At 63.5% G+C, this 16775-nt stretch carries 17 protein-coding genes and 1 pseudogene; 8 read left to right on the top strand and 10 right to left on the bottom strand.

The genetic code is table 11. The features are described from left to right. Positions 1 to 233: 233 nt before the first annotated feature. Both AC629_RS09970 and AC629_RS09965 read left to right on the top strand, forming a co-directional pair. Positions 234 to 1770 (top strand): annotated as a pseudogene (locus tag AC629_RS09970) (SUMF1/EgtB/PvdO family nonheme iron enzyme). A 31-nt stretch (positions 1771 to 1801) separates the two neighbouring features. Then, the gene (locus tag AC629_RS09965) at positions 1802 to 2257 is read left to right on the top strand and encodes a DUF4399 domain-containing protein (RefSeq protein ID WP_084804624.1); all 456 of its coding nucleotides are present in this window, start codon (positions 1802 to 1804) and stop codon (positions 2255 to 2257) included. Between the two features lie 195 nt (positions 2258 to 2452). Here the strand turns inward: AC629_RS09965 and AC629_RS09960 are convergent, their stop codons facing one another. The 10 genes from AC629_RS09960 to pqqA all read right to left on the bottom strand — a co-directional run bounded on the left by AC629_RS09960 (position 2453) and on the right by pqqA (position 12593). Then, entirely contained in the window at positions 2453 to 3508 is a 1056-nt protein-coding gene (locus AC629_RS09960) for a 2-oxoacid:ferredoxin oxidoreductase subunit beta (protein WP_084804623.1), read from the bottom strand. After that, the gene (locus tag AC629_RS09955) at positions 3505 to 5352 is read right to left on the bottom strand and encodes a 2-oxoacid:acceptor oxidoreductase subunit alpha (RefSeq protein WP_084804622.1); all 1848 of its coding nucleotides are present in this window, start codon (positions 5350 to 5352) and stop codon (positions 3505 to 3507) included. The genes AC629_RS09960 and AC629_RS09955 overlap by 4 nt, the downstream gene beginning before the upstream one ends. Then, entirely contained in the window at positions 5322 to 7121 is a 1800-nt protein-coding gene (locus AC629_RS09950) for an FAD-dependent oxidoreductase (RefSeq protein ID WP_084804621.1), read from the bottom strand. Before AC629_RS09950 ends, AC629_RS09955 begins: the two co-directional genes overlap by 31 nt. Positions 7122 to 7359: 238 nt before the next feature. Beyond that, positions 7360 to 8037: a DUF4286 family protein gene (locus AC629_RS09945; RefSeq protein WP_084804620.1), complete on the bottom strand. Its 678-nt coding sequence runs from the start codon at positions 8035 to 8037 to the stop codon at positions 7360 to 7362. Positions 8038 to 8193: 156 nt separating this feature from the next. Next, positions 8194 to 9180 carry a prolyl aminopeptidase gene (gene pip, locus AC629_RS09940; RefSeq protein WP_084804619.1) on the bottom strand — a complete coding sequence of 329 codons (987 nt, stop codon included), beginning with the start codon at positions 9178 to 9180 and terminating at the stop codon, positions 8194 to 8196. Then, positions 9170 to 10369, bottom strand: a complete 1200-nt coding sequence (pqqE, locus tag AC629_RS09935) for a pyrroloquinoline quinone biosynthesis protein PqqE (protein WP_084804618.1) — start codon at positions 10367 to 10369, stop codon at positions 9170 to 9172. Before pqqE ends, pip begins: the two co-directional genes overlap by 11 nt. Further along, the gene (gene pqqD, locus AC629_RS09930) at positions 10366 to 10677 is read right to left on the bottom strand and encodes a pyrroloquinoline quinone biosynthesis peptide chaperone PqqD (protein WP_084804617.1); all 312 of its coding nucleotides are present in this window, start codon (positions 10675 to 10677) and stop codon (positions 10366 to 10368) included. Before pqqD ends, pqqE begins: the two co-directional genes overlap by 4 nt. A 12-nt stretch (positions 10678 to 10689) precedes the next feature. Further along, positions 10690 to 11469 carry a pyrroloquinoline-quinone synthase PqqC gene (pqqC, locus tag AC629_RS09925; RefSeq protein WP_084804616.1) on the bottom strand — a complete coding sequence of 260 codons (780 nt, stop codon included), beginning with the start codon at positions 11467 to 11469 and terminating at the stop codon, positions 10690 to 10692. Then, positions 11466 to 12395, bottom strand: coding sequence for a pyrroloquinoline quinone biosynthesis protein PqqB (pqqB, locus tag AC629_RS09920; protein WP_084804615.1), 930 nt, complete (start codon positions 12393 to 12395; stop codon positions 11466 to 11468). The genes pqqC and pqqB overlap by 4 nt, the downstream gene beginning before the upstream one ends. Positions 12396 to 12512: 117 nt before the next feature. Then, a complete protein-coding gene (gene pqqA, locus AC629_RS09915) occupies positions 12513 to 12593 on the bottom strand; it encodes a pyrroloquinoline quinone precursor peptide PqqA (RefSeq protein WP_007595659.1) in 81 nt (26 codons plus the stop codon). Positions 12594 to 12840: 247 nt separating this feature from the next. On the opposite strand from pqqA, the gene AC629_RS09910 reads away from it, so the two are divergent. The 6 genes from AC629_RS09910 to tarD all read left to right on the top strand — a co-directional run bounded on the left by AC629_RS09910 (position 12841) and on the right by tarD (position 16595). Further along, positions 12841 to 13098: a DUF6894 family protein gene (locus tag AC629_RS09910; protein ID WP_084804614.1), complete on the top strand. Its 258-nt coding sequence runs from the start codon at positions 12841 to 12843 to the stop codon at positions 13096 to 13098. An 80-nt stretch (positions 13099 to 13178) separates the two neighbouring features. Next, positions 13179 to 14579 (top strand): amidase family protein, encoded by a 1401-nt coding sequence (locus tag AC629_RS09905; RefSeq protein WP_084804613.1) that lies wholly within the window; start codon positions 13179 to 13181, stop codon positions 14577 to 14579. Between the two features lie 2 nt (positions 14580 to 14581). Then, the gene (locus AC629_RS09900; RefSeq protein WP_502693005.1) at positions 14582 to 14905 is read left to right on the top strand and encodes a hypothetical protein; all 324 of its coding nucleotides are present in this window, start codon (positions 14582 to 14584) and stop codon (positions 14903 to 14905) included. After that, a complete protein-coding gene (locus AC629_RS50495) occupies positions 14814 to 15059 on the top strand; it encodes a hypothetical protein (RefSeq protein WP_502693006.1) in 246 nt (81 codons plus the stop codon). Before AC629_RS09900 ends, AC629_RS50495 begins: the two co-directional genes overlap by 92 nt. Next, positions 15056 to 15313 carry a DUF3297 family protein gene (locus AC629_RS09895; protein WP_027548492.1) on the top strand — a complete coding sequence of 86 codons (258 nt, stop codon included), beginning with the start codon at positions 15056 to 15058 and terminating at the stop codon, positions 15311 to 15313. Before AC629_RS50495 ends, AC629_RS09895 begins: the two co-directional genes overlap by 4 nt. A gap of 112 nt (positions 15314 to 15425) precedes the next feature. Then, positions 15426 to 16595 (top strand): D(-)-tartrate dehydratase, encoded by a 1170-nt coding sequence (gene tarD / locus AC629_RS09890; protein WP_084804612.1) that lies wholly within the window; start codon positions 15426 to 15428, stop codon positions 16593 to 16595. Positions 16596 to 16775: the final 180 nt, after the last annotated feature.

Genomic DNA, 16775 nt, shown 5'->3' with positions numbered 1-16775 from the left:
TGCGCATCGTAGCGGCGGACAGTGCAGGCCTAGGCCCACGTTCCTAGGTGAGCCCGCACCAGCCTTAGTCGCTGTCGGATCAGGAAGGTTCAATCCTTGCTGCGGTTTTGCCCGGGAACTCGACGCCGATGTCTATGACATTGTCGCGGTTCATCAATGTGATAGTCTTCACAGACACCTGTATTTCGCAATCGTAAGCTGATCCGCCTTTGCAAGTTTGTGGAGTCCCCGCAATGGGTGAAATTCGCAACTTCAGATCCGGAAATCATGATGAGCCGCCTCCACACGGCTCAATGCCTCGTCGTCTCGCCGCAATCATTGTCGGTGACATCGCTTCCTATAGTCGCTTGATGCAGGCCGACGAGGAAGGCACGCATGTTCGCGTCAAGCGGATCGAGCGGGACCTCATCCAGCCCAGCATCGTCGAGCACCATGGAACGCTGGTGAAGACGACGGGCGATGGCTTCATTGCGATCTTCGACAGTCCAGTCGAGGCTGTCAGATGCAGTATCGTCATCCAGCAGAATCTGATCGGCCGCAACGCTTCGCTTCCGAAGGACTCCCGGATCGAATACCGGATCGGCGTCAATCTCGGCGACGTCATCGTGGAGCCGGACGACGTCTACGGCGACGGCGTCAACATTGCCACGCGCATCGAGGGGATCGCCGAGCCCGGCCAAGTCTACATCTCCGGCGCGATCTACGAGCAGATCAAGCACAAAATCGTATGTGGCTACGAGTCACTCGGGGACCGCAAGGTCAAGAATATTACCGATCCGGTACGCGTCTATCGCGTGCTGCCGGACTCAGATGCGGTCGGGAGGACGCGAGGCCGTCGCGAAAATACTCTGATCTTTCTCCTGGGCATCATGCTGCTCGTGATGGCCAGCAACGTGCTGTGGTATCTGCTGGCGCCGCCGGGCAAGGTAGGCAAGCAGGCCGCCGTGCCGACCGCTCCGGTCGCATCACCAAGCCCGCAACCTCCGCAGCGCGAAGCCGCGACGCAAACGCCGCAGCCGCCCCCCCTCGCCGGCGTTGTCGTCCCCATCGCCCGTTCCGGCCCCAACTCAAGCACCGAGACAAGCGGCGACGCCGCTCCGCGAACCCGAGATGATCGCCATTCGCGGCGGCAGCTTTGCGATGGGCAGCAATGACGATCCGACCGAACGTCCCGTCCACCAGGTCACGGTCAAGCCGTTCTCGATCGGCAAATATCCGGTGACGGTGCAGGAATGGAACGAATGCGCCGCTGCAAAGGCGTGCGGCTTCACGGCCACCGGAAAAGATGATGCGCCGATCAGCAATGTAAGCTGGACCGACGCGCAACAATATGTGGCCTATCTCGCGCAGGCGACGAAGAAGCCGTATCGACTTCCGACCGAAGCCGAATGGGAATATGCCGCGCGCGGTGGAACCCAGACCAAATATTGGTGGGGCGACAAGCTCCAGCTGGGCATGGCTGGATGCAAGGATTGCGGTGACCTCGCGGCCGAGCAGCCGGCGAAGGTCGGCAGCTTCAAGCCGAATCCGTTCGGCCTCCACGACATGGGCGGTGGTGTCGATCAGTGGGTCGAGGACTGCTGGCGCAGGACCTATCAGGGCGCATCCGGTGACGGTTCGGCATGGACCGGCGGGGACTGCACCTCGCACGTGCTGCGCTCGGGCTCCTGGAAGAACGATTCGAGATATGTGAGGCCATCCAACCGCGATGGCTACGATACCAATGTTCGTTATCCGACGCATGGATTCCGCGTCGCGCTCAGTCCTTAAGCGCAGTCCTTTAGGTGCGGGAGTAGGTTTGATGAAAATCCTTCGCTGCATCGCGCTGTCGGCGGTGCTCGCATTGCTTCCGGGCATCGCCCTTGCGCAGGGCAAGACCGCTCCCAAGGACGCAAAGCTCTATTTCATCACGCCGCATGACGGGCAGAAGGTTCGCGGTGGTTTCTGGGTCCGGTTCGGCTTGCGCAACATGGGCGTCACCCACGCCGGCGACGACTACCAGAACGCCGGTCATCATCACCTGCTGGTCGACGTCAACGATCCCATCGATCCCAAAGAGCCGATCCTCCAGGACAAGTCGCATCTGCATTTCGGGGCGGGGCAGACCGAAACCTTCCTCGAGCTTCCACCCGGGACACACACGCTGCAGCTGGTGCTGGGAGATGCGAAGCACTATCCGTTCGAGCCACCCATCGTGTCGGAGAAGATCACCGTGCGCGTCAGGCAGCCTGTTGCAAGCCTGGTAAGAACGCGATGAATTTTGATTGAATCGCTGCCGGCCGGGAAACCGGTTTCCACCTCTCCCGTAGGGAGAGGTCGGATCGCATCGAAGATGCGGTCCGGGTGAGGGATTACAGTCTCACTGAATGGCCGCGGCCCCTCACCCGGATTGCTTCGCAATCCGACCTCTCCCCGTCGGGGAGAGGTGGCTCAACCATCAAGCTTTGGGCGATCACCGCAGGCTGGCGTTGATCTTGTCCAGCACCGCAGAGCCCGGGCACAGCGTGTCCGCTTCCAGCGTGTTGAGCGGCGTCTCGACCGTGTTGAGATGCTCGTGCAAATCTTCCGCATCAGGGTCGACATAGAGCAGGCCGGTGACGATCTGCCCTTTCGCGGCGTGCTTCTGGAGGAAGGTCTGGGCGCCAAGACGGTCATGCGGATCGTAGTCGGCGTCGATCTTGCGCAGCGCGATCTTGCTGCCGTCATGTTGTTCAACGAGCTGCACCGTGCCCGGCGCGTAATCGACGGCGATGGGATCGCGGCCGACCAGCACGTCCAGCCGGTTCACGGCGTCATTGTGCTCGCGGACATAGTCGAAGCTCTTGGTCGAGCCGGCGTGGTTGTTGAAGGCGATGCAGGGGCTGATGACGTCGATGAAGGATGCGCCCTTGTGGCGGATCGCAGCCGCGATCAGCGGCACGAGCTGGGCCTTGTCGCCGGAGAAGCTGCGCGCGACGAAGGTCGCGCCGAGCTGTAACGCGATCGCGACGAGGTCGATGGCGTTGTCGGTGTTGGTGACACCCTTCTTGGATTTCGAGCCGCGGTCGGCTGTCGCCGAGAACTGGCCCTTGGTCAGGCCGTAGACGCCGTTGTTCTCGACGATATAGGTCATGTTGACGCCGCGCCGGATCGAATGCGCGAACTGGCCGAAGCCGATCGAGGCGGAGTCGCCGTCGCCGGAGACGCCGAGATAGATCAGGTCACGGTTGGCGAGGTTGGCTCCGGTCAGCACGCTGGGCATGCGGCCGTGCACGGAATTGAAGCCGTGCGAGTTGCCGAGGAAATAGTCCGGCGTCTTCGACGAGCAGCCGATGCCGGAGATTTTGGCCACCCGGTGCGGCTCGATCGAGAGCTCGTAGCAGGCTTCGATGATGGAGGCGGTGATCGAGTCGTGGCCGCAGCCGGCGCACAGCGTCGAGATCTTGCCCTCGTAGTCGCGGTGGGTATAGCCGAGCTCGTTCTTCTTCAGCCCGGGATGATGGAATTTCGGCTTTGCAATATAGGTCATGATACGGCCTTGCGGAGCGGGGTCACCTTGAGGTGATCCTGATGGTCGCCAATGGCTTTTGCGATGAAACGGGCGGTGATCGGGGTGCCGTCATAGTGCACGATCGGCACGAGGCGCACCGGGTCGATGCCGTTCTCGTTGACGATGAGCTGGCGGAGTTGGCTGTCGCGGTTCTGCTCGACCACGTAGACGAAGTCGTGCTCGGCGAGGAAGCTCGCCACGCTGGAGTGGAACGGGAAGGCGCGGATACGCAGCCGATCGAGCTGATGCCCGCGTGCTTCCAGGAGCCCGATCGCCTCGTCCATCGCTGGCGAGGTCGAGCCGAAATAGATCACGCCGTATTTGGTCGGCCGTTCCGCATTGGCCTGCAGCGGCCGCGGCACCAGATCCTGTGCAGTTTCGAACTTGCGTACGAGCCGCTGCATGTTGTCGGCATAGACCGAGCCTTCCTCGGAGTAGCGCGCATAGCGGTCGCGCGAGGTGCCGCGGGTGAAGTAGGAGCCCTTGGTCGGATGCGTTCCGGGATAGGTGCGGTAGGGGATGCCGTCGCCGTCGACGTCGAGATAGCGGCCGAAGTCGCGGCCTTCCTCCAGCATCTCCGCGGTCATCACCTTGCCGCGGTCGTATTGCCGCGCGTCGTCCCACTTCAGCGGGCGGCAGAGCCGGTGGTTCATGCCGATGTCGAGGTCGAGCATCAGGAAGATGGTGGTCTGCAGCCGTTCGGCGAGATCGAAGGCCGCCGCCGCGAACTCGAAGGCTTCCGCGGGATCCTCGGGGAACAGCAGCACGTGCTTGGTGTCGCCATGCGAAGCATAGGCGCAGGCGATGATGTCGCATTGCTGGGTGCGGGTCGGCATGCCCGTGGAGGGGCCGGCGCGCTGGATGTTCATGATCACGGCCGGGATCTCGGCGAAGTAGGACAGGCCGATGAACTCAGTCATCAGCGAGATGCCCGGGCCGGAGGTCGCGGTGAAGGCACGGGCGCCGTTCCAGGACGCGCCGATCACGATGCCGATTGAAGCCAGCTCGTCCTCGCCCTGCACGATCGCGTATTTCGCCTTGCCCGTTTCAGGGTCGTGCCGATACTTCTTGCAATGGGCGGTGAAAGCTTCCGCCACCGACGAGGACGGCGTGATCGGGTACCATGCGCATACGGTGGCGCCACCATAGACAGCGCCGAGCGCGGCCGCGCTGTTGCCCTCGATGAAGATGCGGTCGCCGACCTTGTCGGATTTCTTCACCCGCAGCCCAATCGGGCATTTCAGGTTCTGCAGCGCCCAGTCGCGGCCGAGATGCAGCGCATGGACGTTGGACGAAAGCAGCTTCTCCTTGCCCTTGTACTGCTCGCCGATCAGCTGTTCGATCAGCTTCGGGTCCATGTCGAGCAGCGCCGAGAGGCTGCCCAAATAGATGATGTTCTTGAACAGCTGGCGCTGGCGCGGATCGGTGTAGGTCGAGTTGGTGATCGCGGTGAGCGGCACGCCGATCACGGTGATGTCGTCGCGGAATTTGGTCGACGGCATCGGCTTGGTCGAATCGTAGAACAGATAGCCGCCGGGCTCGATGCCGGCGACGTCCTTGTCCCAGGTCTGCGGGTTCATCGCCACCATCATGTCCACGCCGCCGCGGGCACCAAGATGGCCGTCCTCGGTCACCCGCACCTCGTACCAAGTCGGCAGGCCCTGGATGTTGGAGGGGAAGATGTTGCGAGGGCTCACCGGAACGCCATGGCGCAGGATCGCGCGCGCGAACATCTCGTTGGCGCTGGCCGAGCCCGAGCCGTTGACGTTGGCGAAGCGGACGACGAAGTCGTTTACGCTGCTGATCGGCTTTTTGTCGGGCATGATGATCCTGCGTAGGTCATTTCAATGAAATACTTCTGCATGTCCCAGGCGCCGGTGGGACAACGCTCGGCGCACAGCCCGCAATGCAGGCAGACGTCCTCGTCCTTCACCATCACGCGCCCGGTCTTGAGATCGCTGGAGACGTAGAGGTCCTGGTCCTGGTGCGGCGAGGGTGCCTTCAGGCGCTGGCGAAGATCGCTTTCCTCCCCGTTGTCAGTGAAGGTGATGCAATCCATCGGACAGATGTCGGCGCAGGCATCGCACTCGATGCAGAGCGAGGTCGAGAACACGGTCTGGACGTCGCAGTTCAGGCAGCGCTCGGCTTCGCCAAGCGCCAGCTTGACGTCGTAGCCGAGCTCGACCTCGGCACGGATGTCCTTCAGTGCGACGACCTTGTCACGATGCGGCACCTTGAAGCGCTTGTCGTTGGAGATGTCGTTGTCATAGCTCCATTCGTGGATGCCCATCTTCTGCGAGGAGATTTGCACCTCCGGCAGCGGGCGTTCGCTGATGTCCTCGCCCGAGAGCATCTTGTGGATCGACAGCGCGGCGTCATGGCCGTGCGCGACGGCCCAGATGATGTTCTTCGGCCCGAACGCGGCGTCGCCGCCGAAGAACACTTTCGGATTGGTGGAGACGAACGTCTTCGGATCGACCTTGGGCATATGCCATTTGTCGAACTCGATGCCGCAGTCCTTTTCGATCCACGGGAAGGCGTTCTCCTGGCCGACCGCGACCAGCACGTCGTCGCAGGCGATCGTCTCGTCCGGCTCGCCCGACGGCACCAGGTTGCGACGGCCCTTGGCGTCGTATTCGGCCTTCACCTTCTCGAAGGTGACGCCGATCAGCTTGCCGGCGACATGCTTGAATGCCACCGGCACCATGTAGTTGAGGATCGGGATGTCCTCGTGGATCGCGTCCTCCTTCTCCCAGGGCGAGGCCTTCATCTCCTCGAAGCCGGAGCGGACGACTACCTTGACGTTCTCGCCGCCGAGGCGGCGCGCGGTGCGGCAGCAATCCATCGCGGTGTTGCCGCCGCCGAGCACGATCACGCGCTTGCCGATCTTGTCGGTATGGCCGAACGAGACCGAGGCCAGCCACTCGATGCCGATGTGGATGTTGGCGGCCGCCTCTTTCCGGCCGGGAATGTCGAGCTCGCGGCCGCGCGGCGCGCCGGAGCCGACGAAGATCGCGTCGTATTTCTCGGCAAGCAGCGACGTCATGCTGTCGATGCGATGACCGCCTTTGAACTCGACGCCGAGATTGAGGATGTAGCCGGTCTCCTCGTCGATCACCGAATTGGGCAGGCGGAACTTCGGGATCTGGGTGCGCATCATGCCGCCGGCTTCGGGATCTGCATCGAACACGGTGCAGTGATAGCCGAGCGGCGCGAGATCGCGCGCGACCGTCAGTGAGGCGGGCCCGCCGCCGACCAGCGCAATGCGCTTGCCGTTCCTGGGTGAGGGGCGCGGCAGGCGCTGCTTGATGTCATCCTTGAAGTCAGCCGCGACGCGCTTCAGGCGGCAGATCGCGACGGGATTTTCCTCGACGCGGCCGCGGCGGCACGCCGGCTCGCATGGACGATCGCAGGTGCGTCCCAGAATTCCGGGAAACACGTTTGATTTCCAATTGATCATATAGGCGTCGCTGTAGCGGCCTTGTGCGATCAGTCGAATGTATTCGGGAACCGGGGTGTGCGCAGGACAGGCCCACTGACAATCGACCACTTTGTGAAAGTAGTCGGGGGCCGCGATATCGGTCGGTTTCATTCCTACCCTGTCCGCGCAGGCCCAAAGACCCCGCGGCCTTTTCTTGAGCTTGGCGAACGCTTAGGGCGTTTCGATCTGGTTTCTGAATGACGTCATGAGGTTAGCTTATTAGAACCGTTCCGAAGTACAACGCTAAATTTTCGCGATCACCGCCTTTCATGGGAGCTGCGCGCAGACGGCATTGGCGGCCGCGCGCGGTAATGCGGCGGTGCAACATGTTGCGCTGCGGATAGCTGCTTCAGCCCTGCGTGATATCGCTCTTCGCGAGATCCCACATCAGGCTGTAAGTGCCGACGGAGACGGGCAGCGGGAAGGGCGCGGCAGCAGGGCCGGTGAGGCGTTCGGCGATCACGGCCGAGACCGCGCCGACATGCGTGCCGTCGATCAGCACGAACCAGTCGCGTGCGCCTTCGTTGCGCACAACCGGAATCCCAACCGTTGCGCCGGATAGCTCCGGCTCGCTCTCGAGCAGATGCATCGAGACGATGCCCTCGTGCGTTTCCGGCGCCAGCTTTTCTTGCAGTGCATCGCGCCATGCCCCTGCATTGTCGGGCGTTGGCCGCAGCCGCACCACGCCGAGCGCAGCTCCGCGACCGGTGCCATTGCTGATGGTGATGCGTGCGACCACGCGCAGCATGTTCTTGAAGCGCGCCATGGTCCGCCGCGACCAATCGGTCTGATTTGCGAGCCGCGTCCGGTAGGCGGGGCTGTCGAGCACGTCGAGCGTCGCGGTCGAATAGAGGCAGAGATATTTGGGATTGGCGGCGTGCGCGACATAGCGCCGCGCCTCCAGGAAACCCTCGATCGCGACGCGCTCTTCCAGATGCTCGCGATCGTACCAGCGATTGAAATCGGCCTCATCAGCCTCGTCGATGTTCATCGACGTCAGCAGCATGCCTTTCCCGGCGAGCGGCATTTTCTTGTTGTCCTTCCCTTGCGAACCCAGACCCTCATGGTGAGGAGGCGCGTAAGCGCCGTCTCGAACCATGAAGGCCCCCGCGGCAGCACCTCGGCCATTCATCCTTCGAGACGCGCGCAAAGAGCGCGCTCCTCAGGATGAGGGTCTAGATTTCTAGCGTGGTGTCTTCGAAGCAAGGTCCGCGATCGACCTCATGACCGCGTCCCTGACGCCGGCATCATAGAGCGAATGTCCGGCCCCTTCCACGATACGAATCTCGGAACCCGGCCAAACTTTAGCGAGCGCCTCGGATGTCTCAGGAGGGCACAACAGATCGTAGCGACCCTGGACCATGATGCCGGGAATGCCGGACAGCCGGCTTGCATTTCGCAACAACTGGTCCTCCGTCATGAAGGAATTGTTGATGAAATAATGCGCCTCCATGAACGGCGTCGCGGGCAGTGTGCGCCAGACGTTCAGTGAGGCAAGGTCCAGTCGCGTCTTTGCGGGCTTGTGCTCGGACAATGTGCGTTCGGTGTCGTGCCAGGCGCGCGCCGCGGGCCCGTGAACGGCCGGATCGGCGTTGAGGATGCGGCGCCAAATGGCGTCCACCGGCTGCTCGCGTTCCTCTAGCGGCAGCGCGCTCAAAAAGTCCTCGTGAAGCGCGGGATAGAACTGTCGCAGGCGCGAGGTGAAGGCCGTCTCGACTTCGGCCCGCGTGCCCAGGAAGGTCGCGCGCAGCGCGATGCCGGAGACGCGCTCGGGATGCGCCTCCGCATAAGCCAGCGCCAGCGTTGCGCCCCAGGAGCCGCCGACGACAATCCAGCGGTCGAAGCCGAATCTTTCGCGGAGCTTTTCCATGTCCGCGATCAGATGCTGCGTCGTGTTGTGCTCGCGCGATCCCTTCGGCCGGCTGCGGCCACAGCCGCGCTGGTCGAACAGCACGGCGCAGAAGCGATCGGGATCGAACAGGCGGCGATGGTCGGGCTGGCAGCCGCTGCCGGGGCCGCCATGCAGATAGACTGCGGGAATGCCCTCAGTGCGGCCGACGCTTTCGACGTAAAGCTCGTGGCCGTCGCCGACGTCGAGCATTTCGGAGGTCAGCGGCGCAAAGGGATCGGTACGTTTGGCGGATGCGGCCGCGTCGGCGTCAGGCACCATTCTCGGATTCCAGAGTGCCGCCGGCGAAGTTGCGGTAGATGAAGCGGTTGGTCTCGCCCTCGGCCTCGCGTTCGGCCTGCTTGAAGATGGTCTCGTGCAGCGGCGACAGCGCGCAGGCCGGATCGGTGTTGGCGGCATCGCCCGTCAGCGCGAAGGCCTGGCAGCGGCAGCCGCCGAAATCGATCTCGCGGAATTCGCAGGACTTGCACGGCTCCTTCATCCAGCCGGTGCCGCGATAGCGGTTGAAGGCGTCCGAGTTCTGCCAGATCCAGGCGATCGAATGATTTGAACGAACGGATTCGAAGTCGAGCCCGGTGATGCTCTCGGCCGCGTGGCAGGGCAGCACCTTGCCGGCCGGCGAGATGTTGAAGAACTGACGACCCCAGCCGCCCATGCATTTCTTCGGGCGCAGCGCGTAATAGTCGGGAACGACGTAGTCGATCGCAAGCGTGCCCTTCAGCCGCTCGCGTGCTTCCTCGACGAGGCGCGTGGCCTCATCGAGCTGCGCCACCGTCGGCATCAGTGCGGCGCGGTTCTTCAGCGCCCAGCCGTAATACTGCACGTTGGCGACCTCGAGCCGGTCGGCGTCGAGATCGATCGCCATCTGGATGACGTCGGGGAGCTGGTGCAGGTTCTGGCGGTGCATCACCGCGTTCACGGTGAGCGGCAGGTCAAGCTCGCGCGTCCACTTCGCGACCTCGAGCTTCTTGTGATGCGCGCCCTTGTAGCCGGCGACGCGATCCGAAAGGCCGTCTTCGGTGCCCTGGAAGCTGATCTGCACATGGCAGAGCCCGGCATCCGCAAGCTCGCTCAGCCTCTCGCGCGTCAGCAGCACGGCCGAGGTGATGAGATTGGTGTAGAGGCCGACATCGCTGGCATGCTTGACCAGCTCGACGAGGTCCTTCCGCGCCGTTGGCTCGCCCCCGGAGAAGTGGACCTGGAGCACGCCGATCTCGGCGAGCTCGCTCAGGACCTTCTTCCATTCATCCGTCGTCAGCTCCTTGTTCGAGCGGTCGAGCTCGACCGGGTTGGAGCAATAGGGACATTGCAGCGGGCAGCGGTGGGTGATTTCGAGCAGCACGGCGAGCGGAATGCCAAAGGTCTCCGCCGTCGAGCGCTGCTTCTCCAGCACCGCGAGGCTGTCGCTAGCGTCGGGCGGGATAGCGGGATTGCCGAGCACGTCGCTCATAACGTCTTCTCCCGGGCCTCGGTGAGGAAGCCCTTGTCGGCGAGATCCTGCAGCATGGCGATCACGTCGGTGAGGATCGCATCGCGCGGCGCGGCGTATTTGGCCGCGAGCTGATCGGCGACGTCGCCGACATTGCGCTCGCCGTTGCAGAGCTGCAAGACCTCGACCGCGATTTCGTCGGGCGCCAGCACGCGTTCCGGCGCCAGGATCACCCAGACTTTTCGCGTCTCGTCATATCTAAGCTTGGCATGCCGCGGCAGCACGGGGCGGCTTGCCTCGCTGACGCTGATGTTACGCGGCCCGGCCATTTCTGTTCCTCTTCAGCTCGCCTTGGGCACGAACGCGCCCGGCGGAATGTGGCCTTCGACATAGGCATGGTAGAGCGCATCGAGTTGCACCCATAGCACGTTGGTCTTGAAGATCAGAGCATTGCAGACGGAGGCGCGCTCTTCAGGTGTCCTCGCATGGGCCTTGACGTAGTCGAGTGCGAACCCGGCGTCGCGCGGCGCCTGCGCCAGACGGCGCTTGAAGTAGCTCATGATGTCAGGGTTGACGAAGTCGTAGTGCTCCAGCATCCCGGCAATACGTTCTTCGTGCAGGTTCGGCGCGAACAGTTCGGTGAGCGAGGAGGCGATCGCCTCCAGCGGGCTCTTCTCGCGGCAGTAATGGACATAGGCCTCGACCGCAAAGCGCGTCGCCGGCAGAATCCCTTCCGTCGATTCCACATAGGCGGTGTCGAGCCCGAGGCCGTCGGTCAGCTTGAGCCAGCGCTCGATGCCGCCTTCAGAGCCGATATCGCCGTCATGGTCCTCGATGCGGTGGCGCCATTCCAGGCGCGTGGCGCGGTCGCGGAAGCGCGAGATCACCACCGCGTCCTTGATCGGGATCGTGCTCTGGTAATAGTAGCGGTTCAGTGCCCAGGCCTGTACCTGGCCCTTGTTCAGCTTGCCGCCATGCAGCAGCTTATGGAACGGATGCAGGCTGTGATAGCGCGTCGCGCCGATATGGCGCAGCGTCGCCTCCAGCTCCTCGGCCGAGTTGAGCCTGATGTCCTTGCCGATCGAGAGCGCGGTCATTCCAGTCAGTGACGCGGCATTCACAGCACGATCTCCGTTCCATCGGCGGGAATCTGCCAGCCCGCCTCCTCAGTGGCTTTGCGCTCGATCGAGCCAGGCAGCAGCGCCGGATTCGAGTTATTGATATGCAGAAACAGCTTCCTGTCGATATTGAGATCGGCCAGCCGCGCGATCGCGCCGTCGTCGCCGGACATCGCGACATGTCCCATGCTCTTGCCGGTCTTGTGGCCGAGTCCGGCCTTGATCATCTCGTCGTCCCGCCAGACCGTGCCGTCGAAGAACACCAGCGCGGCGCCATCGATCTCGGCCTTGAGCGCGTCGGTCACCTCGGCGCAGGCGGCAATGAAGTAGAAGCACTTGCCGGTCGACTTGTCGGTGATCTTCAGCCCCAGCGTATCGCCGTCGCCGGTCTCCCCGCCGGGATGTGCCTTGCCTTCGAGATACCAGGCCGACTTGCCGGGCACCGCGAAGGGCAGCACTTCGAGTCCCGAGCGCGCGCCATCGGTGAGCCGCGGCTCGAAGGGCTCGCGGATAGCCATCGGCTGGCGCCGTACGTTCTTTTCGTTCAGCACGTTGAAGATGCTGTTGCTCTTCAGGATCGCCAGCACCTTCTCATGCGCATAGACCGTGAAGGGCGAACCCTCCCGCATCGAGAGCAGGCCTGCGACCGCATCCACTTCGCTGTTGGTCAGGATCACGCCCGCAATCGGCGTGTGGCGCAACGCGCCCGCCTTCGGATGTAGCTGCGGCGTGGCGTTCAATTGCTGGCGAAGGTCGGGGGAGGCGTTGATCAAAAACCAGTGCTCGCCGTCGCCACTGAAGGCGACCGAGGCCTGGGTTCTCTGAAGCTCATGGCCATTCGTACGGGCCGCCCGGCAGCCCTCGCAGCCGCAATTCCATTGCGGTACTCCGCCGCCGGCCCCGGCGCCCAGGACGACGACGCGAAGCATAATCCGTCTCCTGGAGGGAATGTCGCGAGGTGGATCTCAGGCCGAGACACCTCGATCTTCCGGAAACCTATCGTGACCGAAAGATCCACCTGCGCGGAACGCGAACTCACAAACCGCTTACTTGCGGGTGGCGCTCACATACATGTTGATTTCCATACCGCAGGGCACTTCGACGATCTTGGGGGCTTTCCAGGCCATTTTGGCTCTCCATATTCGCGAATTCGGACGTATCCGCCCAACGGTTAAATTACTGCGGGCGGAAAAGTTCGCCAGTGAAATTTTCCCGAGAAAGCCATGTTGCGGCGCGAAAATGATGGTGGAACATCACTTCTGACGACGCTGCCTTGCGCGTGGCGCATTCGGTCGCGAAGCCTGTCCTGATAAAGCAGTTGTGAGTGCAGTGCAGCTTTCAATCCGGTACAGGCGACCCAGCTGGAATTCGGTAATGCCCAGATACTTCTTCAACACCCGTATCGGCGACGAATTGATCGTGGATCCTGACGGCGAGGACCTGCGCAATCCTGATCGCGCCTGGGAAGTCGCCCGCCAGATGATCCTTGAGGTCGTGAAGTCCGAGGGTACCCAGCGGGCCCTGCTTGAGGCGGTTATCGAGGTGACCGACGTCGATGGGGAAATCGTGCTCGAGTTTCCCTTCACCGAGGCGCTGCTGGACATCCCCGATCAGTCGGCCACTCGCCACTAGCTTCACCTTCGCCCCCGCGAAATCCGCATGGCTTTGCCGCGTTCCCGGCGCTAAAAGACGCCGGTCACACGGAGCAAGCCATGCAAGATCTCTGGCGCCTGTCGGCCGCCGACCTCGCTACCCTCGTCAAGTCCAGGAAGGTGTCAGCCAAGGAGGCGGCCAAGGCTGGCCTCGCCCGGCTGGATGCGGTCAATCCCAAGCTCAACGCCGTGATCGACCACCGGCCGGAGGACGTGCTCAAGCAGGCTGACGCTGTCGATGCCGCGATCGCGAGGGGGGAGGACCCCGGCGTGCTGGCCGGCGTGCCCGTCACCATCAAGGCCAATGTCGACCAGGAAGGCTTCGCCACCACCAACGGCCTCAAGCTGCAGCGCGACCTGATCGCGCGCGAGGACAATCCGGTCGTCGCCAATTTCCGCAAAGCCGGCGCCATCCTGCTCGGCCGCACCAATTGCCCGGCCTTCTCCTATCGCTGGTTCACCACCAGTCTGGTCCATGGCGACACCAAGAACCCCCGCGACGCCTCGCTGACGCCGGGCGGCTCGTCTGGCGGCGCCGGGTCGGCCGTCGCGGCCGGCATCGGCCATATCGCCCACGGCACCGACATTGCCGGCTCGATCCGCTACCCTGCCTATGCCTGTGGTGTGCATGGCCTGCGCCCAACCCTGGGCCGCATCCCGGCCTTCAATCCCGCGCTGCCGGAGCGCCCGATCGGGCCGCAGATCATGGCGGTGTCGGGACCCCTGGCGCGCACCGTCAACGACATCAGGATTTCGCTCGCCGCCATGTCGGCGCGCGACGTGCGCGATCCCTGGTGGGTCCCGGTGCCGCTGGAGGGCCCGGCCAGGCCGAAGCGCGCCGCGCTCTGCCTCAACCCGGACGGCCTTGCGACCACGCCTGAAGTAAAGGCCGCGGTGAGCGATGCCGGCAAGCGGCTGGAGCGGGCGGGGTGGACCGTCGATGTGATCGAGAACACCCCGCCGATGCGCGAGGCGGTCGAGTGGCAGATAAAACTCTGGCTCGGCGACGGCTATGAGGCCCAGCTCGAGATGGCCGAGCGTGAAGGCGATCCCGGCGCGCTGGTCTGCCTGCGCGGCAACCGCGCCAGGGTCACGCCAATGGATCAGGCCAACTACGCAAAGGCGCTCACGCGTCGCGCCACGCTGACCCGCGAATGGATGCTGTTCTTCGAAAAATATGCCGTGCTACTGACGCCGGTCTCCGGCGAGCTGCCGTTCCCGGATCATCTCGACCGCAAGGACGACGAGTCCTTCAAGCGCGTCTGGGAAGCGCAGCTGCCGCAGATTGCGATTCCGTTCATGGGCCTGCCGGGCCTCGTGGTCTCCACCGGTCTCGTGGGCAAGGCGCCGGTCGGCGTGCACATCGTCTCGGGCCGCTATCGCGAGGATCTCTGCCTGCTCGCGGGCGAAGCAATCGAGGCGGGCGGTGTGCCGCCGTCGCCGATCGATCCTGTGGGTTAGCGATGTCTGTCATCTACGACTTCAAGGCCAACTCGCTTGCCGGCGAGGAGGTGCCGATGCGCCGCTTCGAGGGACAGGTGCTCTTGATCGTCAACACCGCGAGCAAGTGCGGCTTCACGCCGCAATATCGCGGGCTCGAGGATCTGCATCGCGACCTGTCGCCGCGCGGCTTCTCGGTGCTCGGCTTTCCCTGCAACCAATTCGGCGCGCAGGAGCCGGGGGGAGGCGAGCGAGATCCAGGCGTTCTGCTCGACCAACTACGACGTCACCTTTCCCCTGTTCGAGAAGATCGACGTCAACGGCGCCCATGCGCACCCCCTGTATGAGTACCTGAAACACCAGCAATCCGGCCTGCTCGGGGCCTCCATCAAATGGAATTTCACCAAATTCCTGGTGGACCGTGCCGGCAAGGTGGTCGCGCGCTACGCGCCGACCGCCCGGCCCGAAGGATTGCGGCAGAAGATCGAGACCCTGTTATGAGCGAGACAATCATGAGCGACGAATTTCCGGACCGCCTGTCGGTCGACCCGAACAGCCCCTATTACAATGCGGACATCCTGGCGCGCGACGTCGGCATCCGCTTCAAGGGCATCGAGAAGACCAATGTCGAGGAGTACTGCATCAGCGAAGGCTGGGTCCGCGTCACCGCAGGCAACGCCAAGGACCGCTACGGCAATCCGCTGACGATCAAGGTGCATGGTCCGGTGGAGCCGTATTTCAGGGATAAGAAGTGACGGCGAAGCCGTCATTCCGGGGCGCGCGTTAGCGCGAGCCCGGAATCTCGGGATTCCGGGTGTGGTCCTTCGGACCATCCCGGAATGACGCCAATAAACTGAAAGCCACCCCATGTCCGTCCGCATCGTCGATGTCCGCGAGATCACCAAGCCGATCTCGTCGCCGATCCGCAACGCCTATATCGACTTCACCAAGATGACGACGAGCCTCGTTGCCGTCGTCACCGACGTCGTCCGCGATGGCAAGCGCGTCGTCGGCTACGGCTTCAACTCCAACGGCCGCTATGGGCAGGGCGGCCTGATCCGCGAACGCTTCGCCTCGCGCATTCTCGAGGCCGATCCGAAGTCGCTTCTGAACACGGCCGGCGACAATCTCGACCCCGACAAGGTCTGGGGCGCGATGATGACCAACGAGAAGCCCGGCGGCCACGGTGAGCGCTCGGTTGCGGTCGGCACCATCGACATGGCGATGTGGGACGCGGTGGCGAAGATCGCGGGCAAGCCGCTGTTTCGCCTGCTCGCCGAGCGCCACGGCGTGACCGCCAATCCGCGCGTGTTCGTCTATGCAGCCGGCGGCTACTACTATCCCGGCAAGGATCTCTCGATGCTGCGCGACGAGATGCGCGGTTATCTCGACCGCGGCTACAACGTCGTGAAGATGAAGATCGGCGGCGCGCCGATCGAGGATGATCGCACGCGCATCGAGGCGGTGCTGAAGGAGATCGGCAAGGACGCGCAGCTCGCGGTAGATGCGAACGGCCGCTTCGATCTGGAGACCGGGATCGCCTATGCCAAGATGCTGCGCGATTATCCCTTGTTCTGGTACGAGGAGGTCGGCGATCCCCTCGACTACGCACTCCAGGCCGCACTCGCCGAATTCTATCCGGGCCCGATGGCGACAGGCGAAAACCTGTTCAGTCACCAGGATGCGCGCAATCTCCTCCGCTACGGCGGCATGCGCCCCGACCGCGACTGGCTGCAATTCGACTGCGCGCTGTCCTACGGCCTGTGCGAATACCAGCGCACGCTCGAAGTGTTGAAGACCTGCGGCTGGTCGCCAAGCCGCTGCATCCCGCACGGCGGCCACCAGATGTCGCTCAACATCGCCGCCGGCCTAGGCCTCGGCGGCAACGAGAGCTACCCCGACCTGTTCCAGCCCTATGGCGGCTTCCCGGATGGTGTGCGCGTCGAGAACGGTCACATCACCATGCCGGATCTGCCGGGCATCGGGTTTGAAGGCAAGTCGGATCTCTACAGGGAGATGAAGGCGCTGGCGGAGTAATAGTGGGGGCGCGAAGGCGTCTCCAACAACTCGGTGTCGTCCCCGCGAACGCGGGGACCCATATGTGGACGGCCCCCGTGGCACAAGAGCATTGTGAGGTTTGATCGGATCGCTTGCATCCAGATGTCCGGCCTGTCTGTGCAGCTTGGTCGCCGCTGGCCAAGATGGTTTCCGCAACAC

The sequence above is a fragment of the Bradyrhizobium sp. NAS80.1 genome (assembly GCF_001908205.1).
GTDB lineage: Bacteria > Pseudomonadota > Alphaproteobacteria > Rhizobiales > Xanthobacteraceae > Bradyrhizobium.
Note: the sequence above shows the minus strand (reverse complement) of the source record. Positions and strands in the feature narration are given on the sequence as shown.